Annotated in this window: 5 protein-coding genes and 7 pseudogenes; 6 read left to right on the top strand and 6 right to left on the bottom strand. The window is 62.1% G+C overall.

Going from position 1 to position 15,283, the window contains the following annotated elements; all coding sequences use genetic code 11:
• Nucleotides 1-17: 17 nt before the first annotated feature.
• The 3 genes from AC0V8S_RS36820 to AC0V8S_RS36810 are packed head-to-tail and all read left to right on the top strand — an operon-like array spanning nt 18 to nt 2,127.
• On the top strand, nt 18-266 hold the full coding sequence (locus AC0V8S_RS36820) for an EscS/YscS/HrcS family type III secretion system export apparatus protein (protein WP_413776932.1): 249 nt from the start codon (nt 18-20) through the stop codon (nt 264-266).
• Nucleotides 267-274: 8 nt separating this feature from the next.
• A complete protein-coding gene (sctT, locus tag AC0V8S_RS36815) occupies nt 275-1,093 on the top strand; it encodes a type III secretion system export apparatus subunit SctT (protein WP_475439106.1) in 819 nt (272 codons plus the stop codon).
• Entirely contained in the window at nt 1,090-2,127 is a 1,038-nt protein-coding gene (locus AC0V8S_RS36810) for an EscU/YscU/HrcU family type III secretion system export apparatus switch protein (RefSeq protein ID WP_183465587.1), read from the top strand. Before sctT ends, AC0V8S_RS36810 begins: the two co-directional genes overlap by 4 nt.
• Before the next feature lie 229 nt (nt 2,128-2,356).
• Here AC0V8S_RS36810 and AC0V8S_RS36805 read toward each other — a convergent pair.
• The 3 pseudogenes from AC0V8S_RS36805 to AC0V8S_RS36795 all read right to left on the bottom strand — a co-directional run.
• Nucleotides 2,357-2,542 (bottom strand): annotated as a pseudogene (locus AC0V8S_RS36805) (IS630 family transposase); the annotation flags it as partial.
• A gap of 84 nt (nt 2,543-2,626) precedes the next feature.
• Nucleotides 2,627-3,877: pseudogene (locus tag AC0V8S_RS36800) on the bottom strand (IS256 family transposase).
• A 115-nt stretch (nt 3,878-3,992) separates the two neighbouring features.
• Nucleotides 3,993-4,702: pseudogene (locus AC0V8S_RS36795) on the bottom strand (IS630 family transposase); the annotation flags it as partial.
• 174 nt (nt 4,703-4,876) lie between these two features.
• On the opposite strand from AC0V8S_RS36795, the gene istA reads away from it, so the two are divergent.
• Together istA and istB are read left to right on the top strand one after the other, a co-directional pair.
• Entirely contained in the window at nt 4,877-6,391 is a 1,515-nt protein-coding gene (istA, locus tag AC0V8S_RS36790; RefSeq protein WP_475437506.1) for an IS21 family transposase, read from the top strand.
• Nucleotides 6,388-7,202 (top strand): annotated as a pseudogene (gene istB / locus AC0V8S_RS36785) (IS21-like element helper ATPase IstB). The gene istA and the pseudogene istB overlap by 4 nt, the downstream one beginning before the upstream one ends.
• 126 nt (nt 7,203-7,328) lie before the next feature.
• Here istB and AC0V8S_RS36780 read toward each other — a convergent pair.
• Nucleotides 7,329-7,505: pseudogene (locus AC0V8S_RS36780) on the bottom strand (IS630 family transposase); the annotation flags it as partial.
• Nucleotides 7,506-7,830: 325 nt separating this feature from the next.
• On the opposite strand from AC0V8S_RS36780, the pseudogene AC0V8S_RS36775 reads away from it, so the two are divergent.
• A pseudogene (locus AC0V8S_RS36775) lies at nt 7,831-8,254 on the top strand (IS66 family transposase); the annotation flags it as partial.
• A gap of 23 nt (nt 8,255-8,277) precedes the next feature.
• On the opposite strand, the pseudogene AC0V8S_RS36770 reads toward AC0V8S_RS36775, so the two are convergent.
• Nucleotides 8,278-11,801 (bottom strand): annotated as a pseudogene (locus AC0V8S_RS36770) (indolepyruvate ferredoxin oxidoreductase family protein).
• A gap of 268 nt (nt 11,802-12,069) precedes the next feature.
• A complete protein-coding gene (locus AC0V8S_RS36765; RefSeq protein WP_475439105.1) occupies nt 12,070-13,851 on the bottom strand; it encodes a hypothetical protein in 1,782 nt (593 codons plus the stop codon).
• Nucleotides 13,852-15,283 lie beyond the last annotated feature (1,432 nt).

The following is a 15,283-nucleotide window of genomic DNA, read 5'->3' as shown; positions in this document are numbered from 1 at the left end:
CGACTATTGTCACACTTATGAGCCAATCTTTGATGGTTTTCATGATCTGGGTTCTGCCGCCGCTCATTGCATCGGTGGTTGTTGGCCTGGGCATTGGCATCATCCAGGCGGCAACGCAGATTCAGGATGAAAGCTTGCCGCTCACGGTGAAGCTTCTGGTCGTTGTCGCGGTAATTGGCCTGTTTGCCCCTGTGCTCAGCGCCCCGCTCATAGAGCTAGCCGACCAGATCTTTACTGAGTTTCCCGCAATGACACCAAGCTACTAGCCTCCGCCATGTATGCGTCATCGGGCGAGATTCAAATCCTGATCCATGCGGCTCTCGAGCTCGTCGTTGCGGCCAGTCTTGGCGCAGCCCGCGCGATAGGCATTATGCTGGTACTTCCTGTATTTACACGATCTCAGGTCGGTGGGCTGATCCGCAGCTGCCTGGCTGTTGCCTTCGGACTGCCGTGCTTGGCACAGGTGAGCGACGGGCTGCACGCGCTGGATCCTGAAACGGTTCTAATCCATGTAACTCTGCTCGGTTTGAAGGAGGTTTTTGTCGGCGTGCTACTTGGCACCTTGCTCGGCATCCCCCTATGGGGCCTTCAGGCGGCTGGTGAGTTTATCGATAACCAACGTGGCATCACCAGCCCGTCCGCTCCGACCGACCCCGCGACGAACAGCCAGGCTTCCGCTATGGGCGTTTTTCTCGGGATCACTGCAATCACGATCTTCGTCGCATCAGGAGGTATGGAGGCTGTCATCAGTGCTCTTTATGGCAGCTACCTGATCTGGCCCGTTTTTCGGTTTCACCCCACATTGAGCCCGCAAGGAGCAATGGAGCTATTAGGGCTCCTCGACCACATTATGCGCACGACATTATTGGTCTCCGGCCCTGTAGTGATCTTCCTGCTGCTGGTGGATGTATCAATGATGATACTCCGTCGCTTTGCGCCGCAATTCAAGTCGAGCCAACTGTCCCCGACGCTCAAGAATATCGGCTTTCCGATTATCATGGTCACCTACACCGCCTATCTGGTCGAGGGCATGAAACTGGAGATTGCACAAGCGAATGGCGCGCTTGAGTGGTTCGGCAAGTTGCTGAAATGAGCGACACGAGTGAAGAAAAGAATCACGCCGCCACCCCGACGAAGCTAAGGGAAGCGCGCAAAAACGGGCAGATACCGCGCAGCGCCGATTTCGTCCGCGCGGCCGGCACTTGCGCTGGGTTCGGCTACCTTTGGCTGAGAGGGAGCGTGATCGAAGACAAATGCCAGGAAGCGCTATTATTGGTCGACAAGCTGCAGAACCTTCCTTTCGATATCGCGGTCCGGCAGGCATTGGTCCTGCTGATCGAACTCACCCTGGGGGCCGTTGGCCCGCTGCTTGGAGCTCTCGTCGCCGCGGTAATTTTGGCGGGATTGATAGCCAATGGTGGATTTGTCTTCTCTCTCGAGCCTATGAAGCCCAAGTTTGAGAAGATTGACCCTTTTCAAGGGCTGAAACGCATGGTGTCTGCGCGTTCAGCAGTCGAGCTTGGGAAGACACTGTTTAAGGTAGTGGTCCTCAGCACCACCTTTCTTATCTTGCTTTTCGGCATGTGGAAGACGGTGATCTATCTGCCAGTCTGCGGCATGGGCTGTCTCGGCTTGGTCTTTACGGAGGCGAAACTGCTGATGGGGATTGGCGCCGGTGCACTTCTGGTGGGCGGGCTGATCGATCTCCTGTTGCAGCGCTCGTTGTTTCTGCGCGAAATGCGCATGACCAAGACCGAAGTGACGCGCGAGTTGAAGGAACAGCAGGGGACGCCAGAGTTGAAGAGTGAACGGCGTCGCATCCGCGACGAGACGGCTGGCGAGCCTCCGCTTGGGTTGAATCGCGCCACGTTGATCTTCAGAGGAAAGGCGATACTGGTCGGTCTTCGCTACATTCGTGGTGAGACCGGGGTGCCGGTCCTAGTTTGCCGCGCCGAGGGCGAGGCCGCTTCGCACATGTTCTATGAGGCGCAGGCGCTACATCTCACTATTGTCGATGATCATGTCCTAGCGCATCAGCTCATCAGCGCAACGAAACTGGGCAACGCCGTTCCCAGGCAACATTTCGAGCCCGTCGCGAGAGCACTCTTCGCCGCAGGCTTAGCCTAGATGTGGCGCCTCAACAGGCTGTCCTCGGTGAGGCCGAGTCTGCTGATTGGCGTTGTGGGATTAGGCTGCGGTCTGTTCCACTATTCTAGCCATTAAGCCAGGCAGGCAGCTCGACGGCGCGATCATGGGAAGTCGGGCATGGGACGGCATAGGCCTATTCCCCAAGACCACGCTTAATGAAGCGCCCGGCCTTGCGTTGGTCTTGGCGTGTAATACCAAGATTCACTGATCAGAACTCCTGAGCCCAATCTCGCAGGCCGATAGACATGATCCGCCATGGTTGCTCGACGAGCTTGTTCCATGCGTCGCAACAGTGATCGACAATTTCGTCGTAGGAGCCGAACACCCGGTTCGATAACCAGTTGTCGCGCATGAATTGCCAGATGTTTTCCTGCGGGTTGAGCTCCGGGCATTTAGAGGGGATCGCGATGATGGAGGTGCCGTAGCGGGTCGTGTTGGAATTCGGCGGAGCAGCCTCCGGTAGGTTAAGATTAACGGCTCATGCGGCGAGGTCAATCTGCTGATCGAGTGGCTTCGTAGGAAGCGTCTGCCAGCCGTCGATCTTTCGCATCGAGATTTGACCGGACGCCATCAACGCCCAGAACAACATTGCCGCGGTTTTCGGCCGAAGGCAGAACGGTCTGGGTCTTGATGCGCCGCTTGAACTCCTCATGCAGACGCTCAATCGCGTTTGTTGTTCTGGCGCTTTTCCATTGGCTCGGCGGCAGCCGGGTGAAGGCGAAGAGACGCTCGCCGGCCTCCTCCAGGCTGTCGGCCACCGCCCGGCACTTGAGCCGCCATTTGCGCAGGAACGCCTTGCGGCGGCTCTCGATCTCCTCCGGCGTGGCCGCGTAGATCATGTCGGTGTAATCGGCGCTGATCTCCTCGTGCAGCCGCTCGGGAGCATGGGCAAGCAGATTCCTGTGCTTGTGAACCGTGCATCTCTGCACCGGCACCCCGTCCACAGCGCGGCGATCGCCCTGTCCAAGCCAGGTGCGCCATCGACGATGAGAAACTCAGGTCGGCGCAGGCCGCGCCCGACGAGATCGTCGAGAATGGCCCGCCAGGCCTCCGTCGTCTCGCCACCCATATTCTTGACCGCGAGCAGGATCTTCTGGCCGTCCGCGCGCACACCGATGACCACGAGCAGCGAGATCGAGGTCGCTTTGCGGTCGAGCCTGACACGAACCACCGTCCCGTCGAGGATGAGGCGCACCATCGGCTCGTCGGCCAGAGAGCGGGCATTCCAGGCGTCCCAGTCCGTCTTCACCTTGCGCCAGGTGCGGCTGACGACGTCCTTGCCGATCGCGCCGCCGAACAGCGCGGCGAGCGCACGCCGCACGCGCCTGGTGTTCGTGCCCGCCAGGTAGCTCGACGCGATCAGCGCGTCGGCGGCCATCGTGCGCCGCTGATAGGCGCGCAAGGCCTTGCTCTTCCATTCCACCGTCTTGTCCTTGCCGGCATCGAGGCGCGCCCGCGGAACCGTGATCTCGGTGGTGCCGAAGGTCCCCGTCAGCGTGCGCGTCCGGCTGCCGTGGCGGTGGCCGGCGACACCGGTGGTCTCCTCACTGCGCGCCGCCGGCTGCCGGCCATAACGGGGACGGGCAAGCACCGCGTCCAGCTCGGTCTCGAGCATCGTCTCGATGAAGCCGCGCACCCGCTCGCGCAGGCCAGCTTCGATCGGATCAAACCAGTTGTCGAAAAGATAGCTCGTCGCCTCATCCCCAGGATGAACGGCTTCCGCATTCATGGTAGTCCTTGTCATGGCGTAGTCTCCTGTCCGGCGCTCTAACGCCGGATGATTCGAGGTTTGACACCCCGGAGACTACGCCAACTCACAATTCCAACCACTCCTGCGACGGCACCATGATGGAGATGTTGGTTGGCAGTTCGAGCTTTGGCGTCAGGTGCCAACCAGCCTGATCCATAAGCAGCACGGCGTGGGCGCCGGGCGCGACGGTCAGTGAGATCTCTGCCAGGTGAAGGTTCATGGTGTCGGTATTGCAGTGTGGCAGAACGAGGCCGGCAGCCTTGCCCTCCTGCGGGCATATCGCCCCGAAGATATAGGCGGACTTGGTGCGTTGATCATGCGGTGCGGATGGCCGCGTTCCTCGCTTCGCCCAACGCCTCGTGATCTTGTTCTTTTGCCCAATCCGGGCTTCGTCCTGGAACCAAACTTCTATCGGCGTGCCGCGCGGGAGGGACGCTCTGACCTTGTCCAACTCGGCGGCAAAGCCCCCTTTTTGAAGGCCTCGATCGCGTCTGGATCCTGAGCATGATGCTTGGGCCGCGCTGAAAGCTTGCGGTAGCCGAGCACTCGCAGCTCGCGGCTCAGCGTCGACCTCGAAACCGACAGCGAGAATTCGTCCCAGAGCATTTGCGCCAGGTCGATGATCCGCCAGCGCACGACCCCGTGAACGGCCGGTGTCGGGCCCCTCTCGATCGCATCGACCAGAGCCGCGCGATGTGTCGCATTCAGCAGCGACGGCTGCCCTGGCGCCTTCCGGTCGATCAATCCGTCAGGTCCGGTCGCGTTGAACTTCACTACCCAGTCCCGTGCGGCGCGGCAATCAACGTGAGAGCGCAGCGTCAATCAGGATGAGAATGCCGGCGGATTGGAACGCAGGGAGGGCGTAGCCCGACCGGAGTTTCAATCCGCCGGCGGCGCGCTCCTTATCGGGGGCGTTCGTCTGGTGATCACGGTCGACCGGGTATGCCGGTGGTTTTTCCGATTTGGAGGAATCACTTTGTGCCCGGCCGCCATGTAACCGATCACCAGATGAGGCTTTTCATGAAGTTCCGGCAGACCAATACGACGGCAGTCGCGGCGGCGAAGGCGTCGATCAGTATCGCCACGGCCTATCGCATCGAGAAGGATTCGAGACTGCCCTCACAGAAGAAGGCGCCGCGGCAACGGCGCCGTGCCGACCCTCTCGCCGATATTTTCGAAGCCGAGGTCGTACCCATGCTGAGGGCAGCTCCGGGCATTCGGGCGATCGCCATCTTCGACGAGATGATCCGGCGTCATCCCGAGCTTGGAGCCGGCATTCGCCGCACGATCGAGCGCCGGGTCCGAGCCTGGCGCGCCGTCCATGGCGAGGAACAGGAGGTCATTTTCCGGCAGGTTCACGTACCCGGGCGCATGGGATTGTCGGATTTCACCGACATGGCCGCCGCCGGCGTCACGATCGTGGGCCAGCCACTCGATCACCGGCTCTACCATTTCCGGCTCGCCTATTCCGGCTTCGAGCATGCGCATGTCGTGCTCGGCGGCGAGAGTTTCGTCGCTCTGGCGGAAGGCCTGCAGAACGCGCTGTGGTCGCTCGGCGGAGCTCCCCGCGAGCATCGCAGCGACAGCCTGTCGGCGGCGTTCCGCAACCTGGATAAGGACGCCCGGGAGGACCTGACGCGCCGCTACGACGAACTGTGCGGCCACTACGGCATGACCCCTTCCCGCAACAATCGCGGCATCGCGCATGAGAACGGCTCCGTCGAAGGCCCGCACGGCCATCTCAAGCGGGCGATCAATGACGCGCTGCTGATGCGGGGATCGAGCGATTTCGACGACCTGGCAGCCTATCGTCGCTTTGTCGACGAGATCGTCAGCCGCGTGAATGCTCGCAACTCCAAGCGCATCGACGTCGAGCGGGCCGAACTCCAGGAACTGCCCGTCCGGCGCACTTCCGACTACGAGGAGGTCACCGTGCGCATCACGTCATCGGGCGGGTTCACGCTGCGCAAGGTGTTCTACACCGTGCCCTCACGCCTGATCGGCCACCGCCTCAGAGTGCGGCTTTTCGATGATCGGCTGGATATCTTCATCGGCGGCACGCAGCTCATGACGCTGCCGCGCGGGCGCGCCTCTTCAAACGGCAAGCACGACCAGGTCGTCAATTATCGGCATGTCATCCATTCGCTGCGCCGCAAGCCGATGGCGCTGCTCAACCTCGTCTATCGTGACCAGCTCTTCCCCCGCGAGGCCTACCGGCGAACCTTCGACGTGCTCATAGAGCGACTGCCTGAGCGGCAGGCCTGCCGCACCATGGTCGAGCTTCTCGCAATGGCGCACGAGCGCGGCTGCGAGAGCGAACTGGCTGATCAACTGACCGCCTCGCTACAGGCACGGCGATTGCCCAACATGGCTGCTTTGCGGGAACGGTTCGCGCCGGATCCCGCCCGGCTGCCGAGTGTCGTCGTGCGTCTTGCTCCGCTCAACGCCTATGAAGCCCTGCTTGGCCCCAACCTGACAGGAGATGCGGCATGAAGACGAACCCCGCTGTCGATTCCGCCAGGGTGAGCTTGCTCCTCAACGAACTGCGCCTGCCGGCCATCAAGGTTATGTGGCCGCTGTTTGCCGAACAGGCCGACAAGGAAGGCTGGCCCGCCGCCCGCTTTCTCGCCGCGATCACCGAGCACGAGATGGCCGAACGCGATCGACGCCGCATCGAGCGGCATCTCGCCGAAGCCCGCCTGTTGCCGGGAAAGACCCTCGATGCTTTCGAGTTCGAGGCGGTGCCGATGATCTCAAAGGCGCAGGTGATGGCGATCACCGCCGGCGACAGCTGGCTCGAGAAGGGAGCGAACCTGCTTCTGTTCGGCCCGCCCGGCGGCGGGAAGAGTCATCTCGCCTCGGCCATCGGCCTCGCCCTCATCGAGAACGGGTGGCGGGTCATGTTCACTCGCACCACCGATCTCGTTCAGAAGCTTCAGGTCGCGCGCCGGGAGCTCGGTCTCGAAGCCGCCATCAATCGGCTCGACCGCTTCCACCTGCTGATTCTCGACGACCTTGCCTATGTCACCAAGGACCAGGCCGAGACCAGCGTGCTGTTCGAGCTCATCAGCGCCCGCTACGAGCGGCGCTCCATGCTCATCACCGCCAACCAGCCCTTCGGCGAATGGGGGGAGTTTTCCCGGATCCCGCCATGACGCTCGCCGCGGTCGACCGCCTTGTCCACCACGCGACAATCTTCGAACTGAATGTCGAGAGCTACAGGCGCCGCGAGGCCATGGAGCGAAAGCGAGGGCCAGGCAGGCCGCCGTCATATGCGACGCCCGCGAACGTCGCTCCTGATTGACGCGCCGCGACAATCAAACCGATAAAACCTCTTGCGCGCGACAATCAATGCCGCGATCATCACCAGCGCCGCGATACCAGATTCTCATCCAGATTGTCGCGCGCTTCTCTCCCAGATTGTCGCGCTATAGTCCCGGATGATCTGCAGCGTTACTCCGCCGATCCGCGCTGCCTCCGTCCGGCTCGCACCCTCATAGATCGCCGCCAACGCGAGCAGACGCCGAGCCTGTGCTCCAGCCTTTGATCTACGCGCGGCTGCTCTCACCGTGGCGGCGTCAAAATCTGTGCGAAGCGCGATGGGCATGGCGAACTCCGGTCCGGTTGCCATGTTGAATCAATTCAAGCCGCTGCTGGCAACCCCTCTAGAGTCAGCCTCAGTGAAACTTGGTATAAGTTTGATGCGGATGGGCTTGAGCCCAAGGATGCGGCAATCCTCGCGAAGGCTTTCGCCTTTTAGCCGAAGCCGGCCTAGTAGGCGACCGCCTCGTATGGTCGAATTGGTAGCTCGTCCGATATCCCTGCACGCGTAGTGTCACCGGGCAGACGGATGCAGGAGGGCGTATCACCGGATCGACCTCGATCGCGGCGACTTGAGAGGCCTTAGCCATTAGACCGCCAGGACCGGGTGTTTTGCGCGTGAAGGAGTGCCGCTGAGCCTGCCGACGCTCGCCGACCAGGTTGGCGCGGCCACATTCGCGTTCGTGCCCATCCATCGTCGATCGAGCCTCATGTCCTCCTCGCCGACCGATGGCACGGCGGCGATACAAACGTGCCGGTCCTCGCCAAGGGCAAGACCGATACTGGCAGGCTGCGGGTCTATGTCCGCGTTCGGCGGTGTCGATCCGCCCGCCGGGCTGTTTCATTATTCGCGCTACCGGCGTGCCGAACATCCACGGGCCCATCTTGGCACCTGGTCCGCGATCCTGCAGGCCGACGCCTATGGCGGCTATGGCGAACGCTACGCCCCGCCGCTACTCGAAGCAGGGCGCATGCGCGCGCAAATTGTTCGAGCTCGCCGGGAGCCAAGCTTTGCCACAATCGCCTAAAAGAGGACCATAAGCGTACCAGGGCAATCTTTACGTTAAGGTCGGATTGTACAGGGATATACTTGCCACAGAAAGCGGCTTGTTCCGCCGTCCCGGCTCCGGTTTCGCCTCTGCGCTTTCAAGGCGCGCCAGAAGCCGGGCCCGCTCTCCCGCAGCCTTTTCCACGCTGGCCTGCTTGACGTGGCCGTAGCCGCGAATGAGAGCCGGGACTGACGCCAAGGCAGCAGCCGCCTCTAACTTCGCTGGCGTCAGGATGCGGGCGATGCGGTCGACATCGGCCTCGTAGCTTGCGAGCAGGCCGCGCTCCGTCCGCCGCTCGGCGGAATAGCCGAACAGATCGAGCGCTGATCCGCGCAGGCCCTTCAGCGACGCAAGCAGGCTGAATGCCTTCATCATCCCCGGCCCGAAACTTGATTTCTTTGGCTTTCCGTCCGCGCCGCGCCGTCCCATGATCGGGGGCGCGAGGTGGAATTCCAGCCGGTCGTATTCTTGGAATTGCGCCGCCAGTTGGCGCTGGAACGATCCGTCCGTGTAGAGGCGGGCGACTTCATACTCGTCCTTGATAGCCATCAGTTTGAAGAGGTTTTTCGCCACGGCCTCGGCGACCGGGGCGGAGCCCGGCAAGACTGCCTGCTCGGCATTGCGGACGGCCGCGACACGATCGGCGTAACGCTTCGCATAGGCGGCGTTCTGATAGGCGGTCAGGAACTCCACTCGACGCGCGACGATCTCGTCAAGCGTCTTTGCGATACCGGGCTCCGCCGCCTGGCCAGGCCGGCCGAGCATTCCTTTGACGAAATCCGGCTGATGCGCCGCGCGCCGTCCCCAGCGGAAAGCTGCGATATTCATGGCGACCGACTCGCCATTGAGTTCGATGGCGCGTTCGATCGCCTCCGCCGGCAGCGGCAGCCCGCCATGCTGGTAGGCAAAGCCCAGCATGAACATGTTGGCCCCGAGCGAATTGCCGAACAGCGCCGACGCAGTGCGCGTGGCGTCGAAGAAATGCGCCTTTTCGCCGGCAGCCTCGCGAATGGCCTCCTTCAACTGCTCCACGGGCAGCGAAAAATCGGCCGAGCGCGCGAAGTCGCCCGGCATGATCTCGGCGGTGTTGGCGACGAAGATCGTATGGCCCTCGCGCACCGCCGCCAGCACCTTCTTGTTGCCCGACACGACCAGGTCGCAGCCGAGAACGAGGTCCGCCTTGCCCGCCGAGACGCGGATGGCGTGGATATCCTCAGGGGTTTTTGCGATGCGGACATGTGAAAAGACCGCCCCGCCCTTCTGCGCCAGGCCCGCCATGTCGATCATGCCGCAGCCCTTGCCCTCCAGATGCGCCGCCATGCCGAGGATGGCGCCGACTGTGACGACGCCGGTGCCGCCGACGCCGTCGATGATCGACGACCAGCCGTCGCCGTTGAGCGCAAAAAGCTGTGGCTCCAGCACGCCTTCGAGCGGATCGGATTTTCCTGCCATGCCTTCGGCCTTGCGAATCTTCGCGCCATGCACGGTGACGAAGGATGGGCAAAAGCCGTTGACGCAGGAGAAATCCTTATTGCAGCTCGACTGGTCAATGCGGCGCTTGCGGCCGAACTCAGTTTCGACGGGTTGGATCGAGGCGCAGTTGGATTGGACGCCGCAATCGCCGCAGCCTTCGCAGACGAGCTCATTGATGATGACGCGCTTGTCGGGGTCCGGAAAGGTTCCGCGCTTGCGGCGGCGGCGCTTTTCGGCCGCGCAGGTCTGGTCATAAAGCAGCACGGACACGCCCTTCACCTCGCGCAACTGCCGCTGCACCAGGTCGAGATCATCGCGATGGTGGATGGTGGAACCGGCGGGAAACCCTATCCCGGCGGCGGCATACTTGCGGGTTCGTCGGTGACGATGGCGATGCGCTCGACGCCCTCGGCGTGCACCTGGCTCGCGATCATGTCGACGGTCAGATTGCCTTCGAGCGGCTGGCCACCAGTCATAGCGACGGCGTCGTTGTAGAGAATCTTGTAGGTGATGTTGGCCTCGGTCGACAGCGCGAAGCGGATCGCCAGCGTGCCGGAATGGTTGTAGGTGCCGTCGCCGAGGTTCTGGAAGATGTGCTCGCGCGTCGAGAACGGCGCCTGGCCGACCCATTGCGCGCCCTCGCCGCCCATCGCGGTGAAGCCGACCGTGGAGCGGTCCATCCACAGCGCCATGAAGTGGCAGCCGATGCCGGCTGCGGCGATCGAGCCTTCCGGCACTTTGGTCGAGGAATTGTGCGGGCAGCCGGAGCAGAAGAATGGCGTGCGCGCGCCAATGTCCTTCTTGTCGGCAAGCATCGCCTGGAACTGCTTTAGCCGAGCGACCCGTGCAGAAATCTCCTCCGACGGTCCGATCGTCTCGACGATGCGCTCGCCGAGCGCGATCGCGATATCATTAGGGTCGAGGGAACCCTTGGCCGGGAAAAGCCAGCCGCCGCGCTCGTCCTTCTTGCCAATCACCATGGGTTGCATGGCCGTGTTGTAGAGGCTCTCGCGCAGCTGGACTTCGATCAGCGAGCGCTTCTCCTCGACGACGATCACCTTCTCCAGGCCACGCACGAAATCCGCAATGTGCTCGAAGTCGAGCGGCCACGGGCAGCCTATCTTGAACACCCGCACGCCGAGCTGGTTGGCGCGGGCTTCGTCGACGCCGATATCCTCCAGCGCCTGGCGTACGTCAAGATAGCTCTTGCCGATGGTGATGATGCCGATCTTCGGATTTCGGCCGCCCGAATAGACGATTCGATTGAGATCATTGGCCTTGATGAAGGCCGCCGCTGCGGCACGCTTGTGTTCGTGCAGACGCGCTTCCTGGCCGAGCTGGTCGAGCTCGTGGCGGATATTCAAACCGCTGGGCGGCATGTCGAACTCGGGGATGATGATGTTCAGCCGGTCGAGCGACGCATCCACCGAAGCCGTCGATTCGATATTGTCCTTGACGCATTTGATCGCCGCCCAGGTGCCGGCGAAGCGCGACATGGCGTAGCCGTAAAGGCCGTATTCGATCAGTTCCTGCACGCCCGCCGGATTGAGGATTGGGATCATGGTATCGACGAACACGAACTCGGTGGCGTGCGCGTTGCTGGATGATTCCGCCATGTGGTCGTCGCCCATCAGGGCGAGCACACCGCCATACCTGGACGATCCGGCGAGATTGGCGTGGCGAAAAACGTCGCCGGAGCGGTCGACGCCCGGACCCTTGCCGTACCAGATCGAAAAAACGCCGTCATATTTGCCTTCGCCGAGCAGTTCCGTCTGCTGCGTACCCCAGCAGGCCGTAGCGGCCAGTTCCTCGTTCAGCCCGGGCTGGAAAACGATGCTGGCGTCGGCAAGCTGCCGTTTGGCTTTCCAGAGCTGGAGGTCGAGACCGCCGAGCGGCGAGCCGCGATAGCCCGAAACGAAGCCGGCGGTGTTAAGCCCCGCGCGGCGATCGCGCTCGCGCTGCATGAGGAGCATACGCACGACCGCCTGCGCGCCCGACAGGAAGATGCGCTCCTTGGAAAGGTCGAATTTGTCGTCGAGCGCAATGTCATGAAGCGTCATCTGCAATTCCTTCGACGCGACAGCTCAAATCGGGCGTCCGCTTCAGGCAAGTTTTGGCCGGAGTGTTCCGCGCACCAGCGCCGCTCGCCCTCTTTGCGATAGTTGAGGTGCGGGGCCGGCAACCCGTGCAGTTCGCGGCATACGCTGTTTGGCTCAAGACCAGAGAGGCTCAACTGCCAGCATCTGGACCAACGACCCTCTGGCCTCCAGATTTCGGAGGTATGACTCATGGTGTCACCACAAGCGGCACTTTACTGCGAGCCCCCGACTATATCGCGTGTCGAGCAGCCGGTGTCGACCGGTGCTCCACCGCGGCAAGCGGATGGCGTGGGTAGCCGCTGAGCCCTCCGGTCAACAGGGACTTGCAGAACGCAGGGGTGAGCTTGCCGCGGTGGATTACGACGTTCTCGTGACCGATCGCAGCCCGGGCGTCCTGCCACTGGCGATTGTGGCCGCGCTGTTCATTGGATTTGACGTGGCAAGCGACGAAGTCGGCGTCATTCAGCGTCGCCAACTGCCCCGCATGTACCGACTCCTTCGTATGGATGTGCACCCACATCGGTTTCGGCATTGCACCATTGCGCAGCGCCTTGGGCTGCAGCCGGATCTCGAACAGCGTCCCTGGCTCCCCCCTCAACGGCTCCGGTGGATCCGCAGGCGTCAACTCCTTGGCCTGCCGCAAGTGTTCAAGGTACTTCTGCGACGGAAATGCGTAGGTCTTCATGCATTCGATCGTAATCGTGGCCTTTTGCTCTTTCAAAGCCTTGGCCAGTCCCTGCGCCTGGCCCAGCATTCTCTTGAGCTGTTGTGTGTCTTCGTGCACTTTGGGTACTTGCGAAGGCGAGAGTCGGAGGAGACTATCATGCTGCTTAAACGCGGCCAGACAGGCCTGCATCTCGGCGGCCTGGGTCTGCAGACGCTCGACCACGGTGTCCACGACGTGTTCGGCGTTCTCGGGTTTCATCTGGCGCGCTTGCGAGACGGCCTTTTGCTGACCAGCCAGATCGAACTTCAGGAGTTCGGCCAACCGTGCCAGCATCTGCTCCGAAGCCGGGGCCTGCCAGATCGCCAAGCGTGCCGCCGCCGACGACGCACTCGCATCCGGCGCCTCCTCCGCACTCACGAGCTTTTTCGTACCTAGATCGGAAAGCACGAGAACCTTGGCTGCTGGCGCCGGGTCGCCGTCGTTTGCAGCGACTTGCGGCTTCGGCTGGCCGGCGGCCGAAGAGCTAGCACCGGCGGCCTGCTTGTCTTTCCCTTTCCCGTTCGCTTTCCGTTTCTTGCCCACTGCGGTGCCTTGGGCCCCTGCAGCCTCGCTGGCAGTGTCGGCCGGTATCGCAGCGCGAGCGTCGGCCGGCGGTGCAATGATGGCTTTGGTCTGCAGTTGTTGTGCCAAGGTTTCGGCGATTGTAGCCGTGCCGGCAGTGCCGGCCGGTTTTGCAGCACCAGCGGCTGCCGGCGATGCAATGATGGCTGGCGACTTCGGCTGCAGTTCCAGGAAGTGCATGACCTCGTGCGCAGTGATCCATGCATCGTCCACGATCTGGCCCAACAGTTCCAATGGGAGGCCGGCACCTGTTCGGTCATCGCCTAACTTGGCAAGCATGTCGTGCAACGCCAATCCAAATTCCGAAAGCCGCTCCATGACTCCTTCCAGCACGGCGCAGTGCTCTGCGTCGAGTGGGCGCCCTTCGCTGGACATCACAGCGTCGCGGGTCGAGTGGAATGCCGGAACAACGTCGCTGACGAAGGTCCCCAGCAGACGCACCTTCCGGTCCTCACCTATGAGGATTTCCCTCACGGCTGCTTCGAATGTGCTCGCCAGCGGCTCAATCTTGAGCTGCGCGAGAGCGACCCGCGATTGCAGCACCATGACCTTCAAATTCGCTGCCCAGCCGGTGTGCAGGCGCAGTGCGGCCTGTTCGCCCTCTCGCATCTCGGCCGTTGCGCTCGGTAAGTTGGCAGTGGCGGCGCAGACGGACCGCATCCGTTCGCAGCGCCGCAGCTTCTTTTCCCACCACTCCATGAGGGCCACATAGTGCTTCGCCACACTGGAAACTGCTCGGCTCAGCGGGTCGCGGGGAGTGTTGGATGCGCGCAACTTGTGGAGTACCGCGTCCGCAGCCTCCCTTTTTCGCGCAAGGCGTAGAGTATATTGGTGGCCAACATGTTGCAGTGCTTCGCCCGATTGAGCGTTTCGTCGCGGAATTCACGCGCCCGATCGTCGGACAGAATGCTACGCGCCACTGCCGGGGCAGGCTTGCGTAGTAGTTCAGAACTGTCGAGCCTGCATTGATGAGCCGATCCATCTGATCTTGCGCCTCCTCCCACGAGTTGTGTCCGCGCAGGGCCGCATCACGGCAACCGTCAAGCTCGTTAAGCAGGCCGAGCATTCGTAGCTTTGCCGCGTTGATTTCTTCGCCTGTCAAAGAAATGGGAACTGCCACACTCGAACTTGCAGGCTGGCTGGCGACCGGCGCCGTAGCTCCGCCCTCGGACGCCGTGGCTCCGCCCTCCGAGACTGAGGGAAAATCGCGTTGCCGCGCAATCGCTGCAGGTGGCGCAGCGGCTTCACGTGGCGCAGCAGTCAGGGTTCGATGTTCGCCAACGGAGTGGCCGGAAGACCCGTCGCCCAGGGCATCATCGGCACCGCGCGCGGAGGATGTCCCTCTATCTTGAGCCCCAGAGCGGATCCGCTCGACAACGGATCCGAACAATTGACTGCCTTCCCCAGGAGCAACACTGGATTGCGAGCGCGAACTGCTCGCCCCCAACGTGCTGTCGGCTCCAGCATTCCCTATGCGCGATCTGCCAGATCGACCAATGCCCGTCATATTATGTCTCCGATATTGGCAAGAATGCGCCCATTGTGTTGGGTCTGATGTCGCTCAGCCGTAGTGGATCTGGCCCCTGACCTGCGGGAGCTTGGTGCGCCCTGTACCACTGCTCTTTGTCCTCAGCAGAGACTAGTGTGGGCTTGCTTGCTGCCTTCACCGGCACGGTTGTTCGCCCACTTACGCCGAAAATGAGCTGCCGCTGGAACCTGCTCCGGCTAAGCGCATCCGGGCAGCCATGTCTGCAAACCTTTGGCTTCTGCGTCCGATCGCCGGGCGGTTACCAAGGTCAGCTTAGCCAAAGTGGGGGTAGTGCACATCGGACGAGCCACCAATTGACCATACATGACGATTCGCACTCCTATGTTTCGCATTGAGTTCAGGCTGGCTTGGCGTGGCAGGTCTAGACCGCCTAGCTGACGATTAGCTGACGAAGGGCTCCTCGGGACGCAAAAACCGACCTGGCTCATGCGTTAGCGATTGGGGTATCTTAGTTGGACGTGAAGGGAGCGCGACGGAAATGTCAGGCGAGGGCTCGGGCCATAACTTCCATTCCGCGATAGCGTTGACGCGATGGAGCGCTTTGAGCCGGCTGCGCGAACAGATTACGGAAGGTCGAGAAGATCGAAGAAGTGCTGCAGGTTTTCC

The sequence above is a fragment of the Mesorhizobium oxytropidicola genome, assembly GCF_056174625.1.
Note: the sequence above shows the minus strand (reverse complement) of the source record. Positions and strands in the feature narration are given on the sequence as shown.

Bases quoted from the DNA above. Each gene is read 5' to 3' on its own strand.
- sctT (WP_475439106.1), top strand. From the start codon at position 275: ATGTATGCGTCATCGGGCGAGATTCAAATCCTGATCCATGCGGCTCTC.
- AC0V8S_RS36810 (WP_183465587.1), top strand. From the start codon at position 1,090: ATGAGCGACACGAGTGAAGAAAAGAATCACGCCGCCACCCCGACGAAG.
- AC0V8S_RS36820 (WP_413776932.1), top strand. From the start codon at position 18: ATGAGCCAATCTTTGATGGTTTTCATGATCTGGGTTCTGCCGCCGCTC.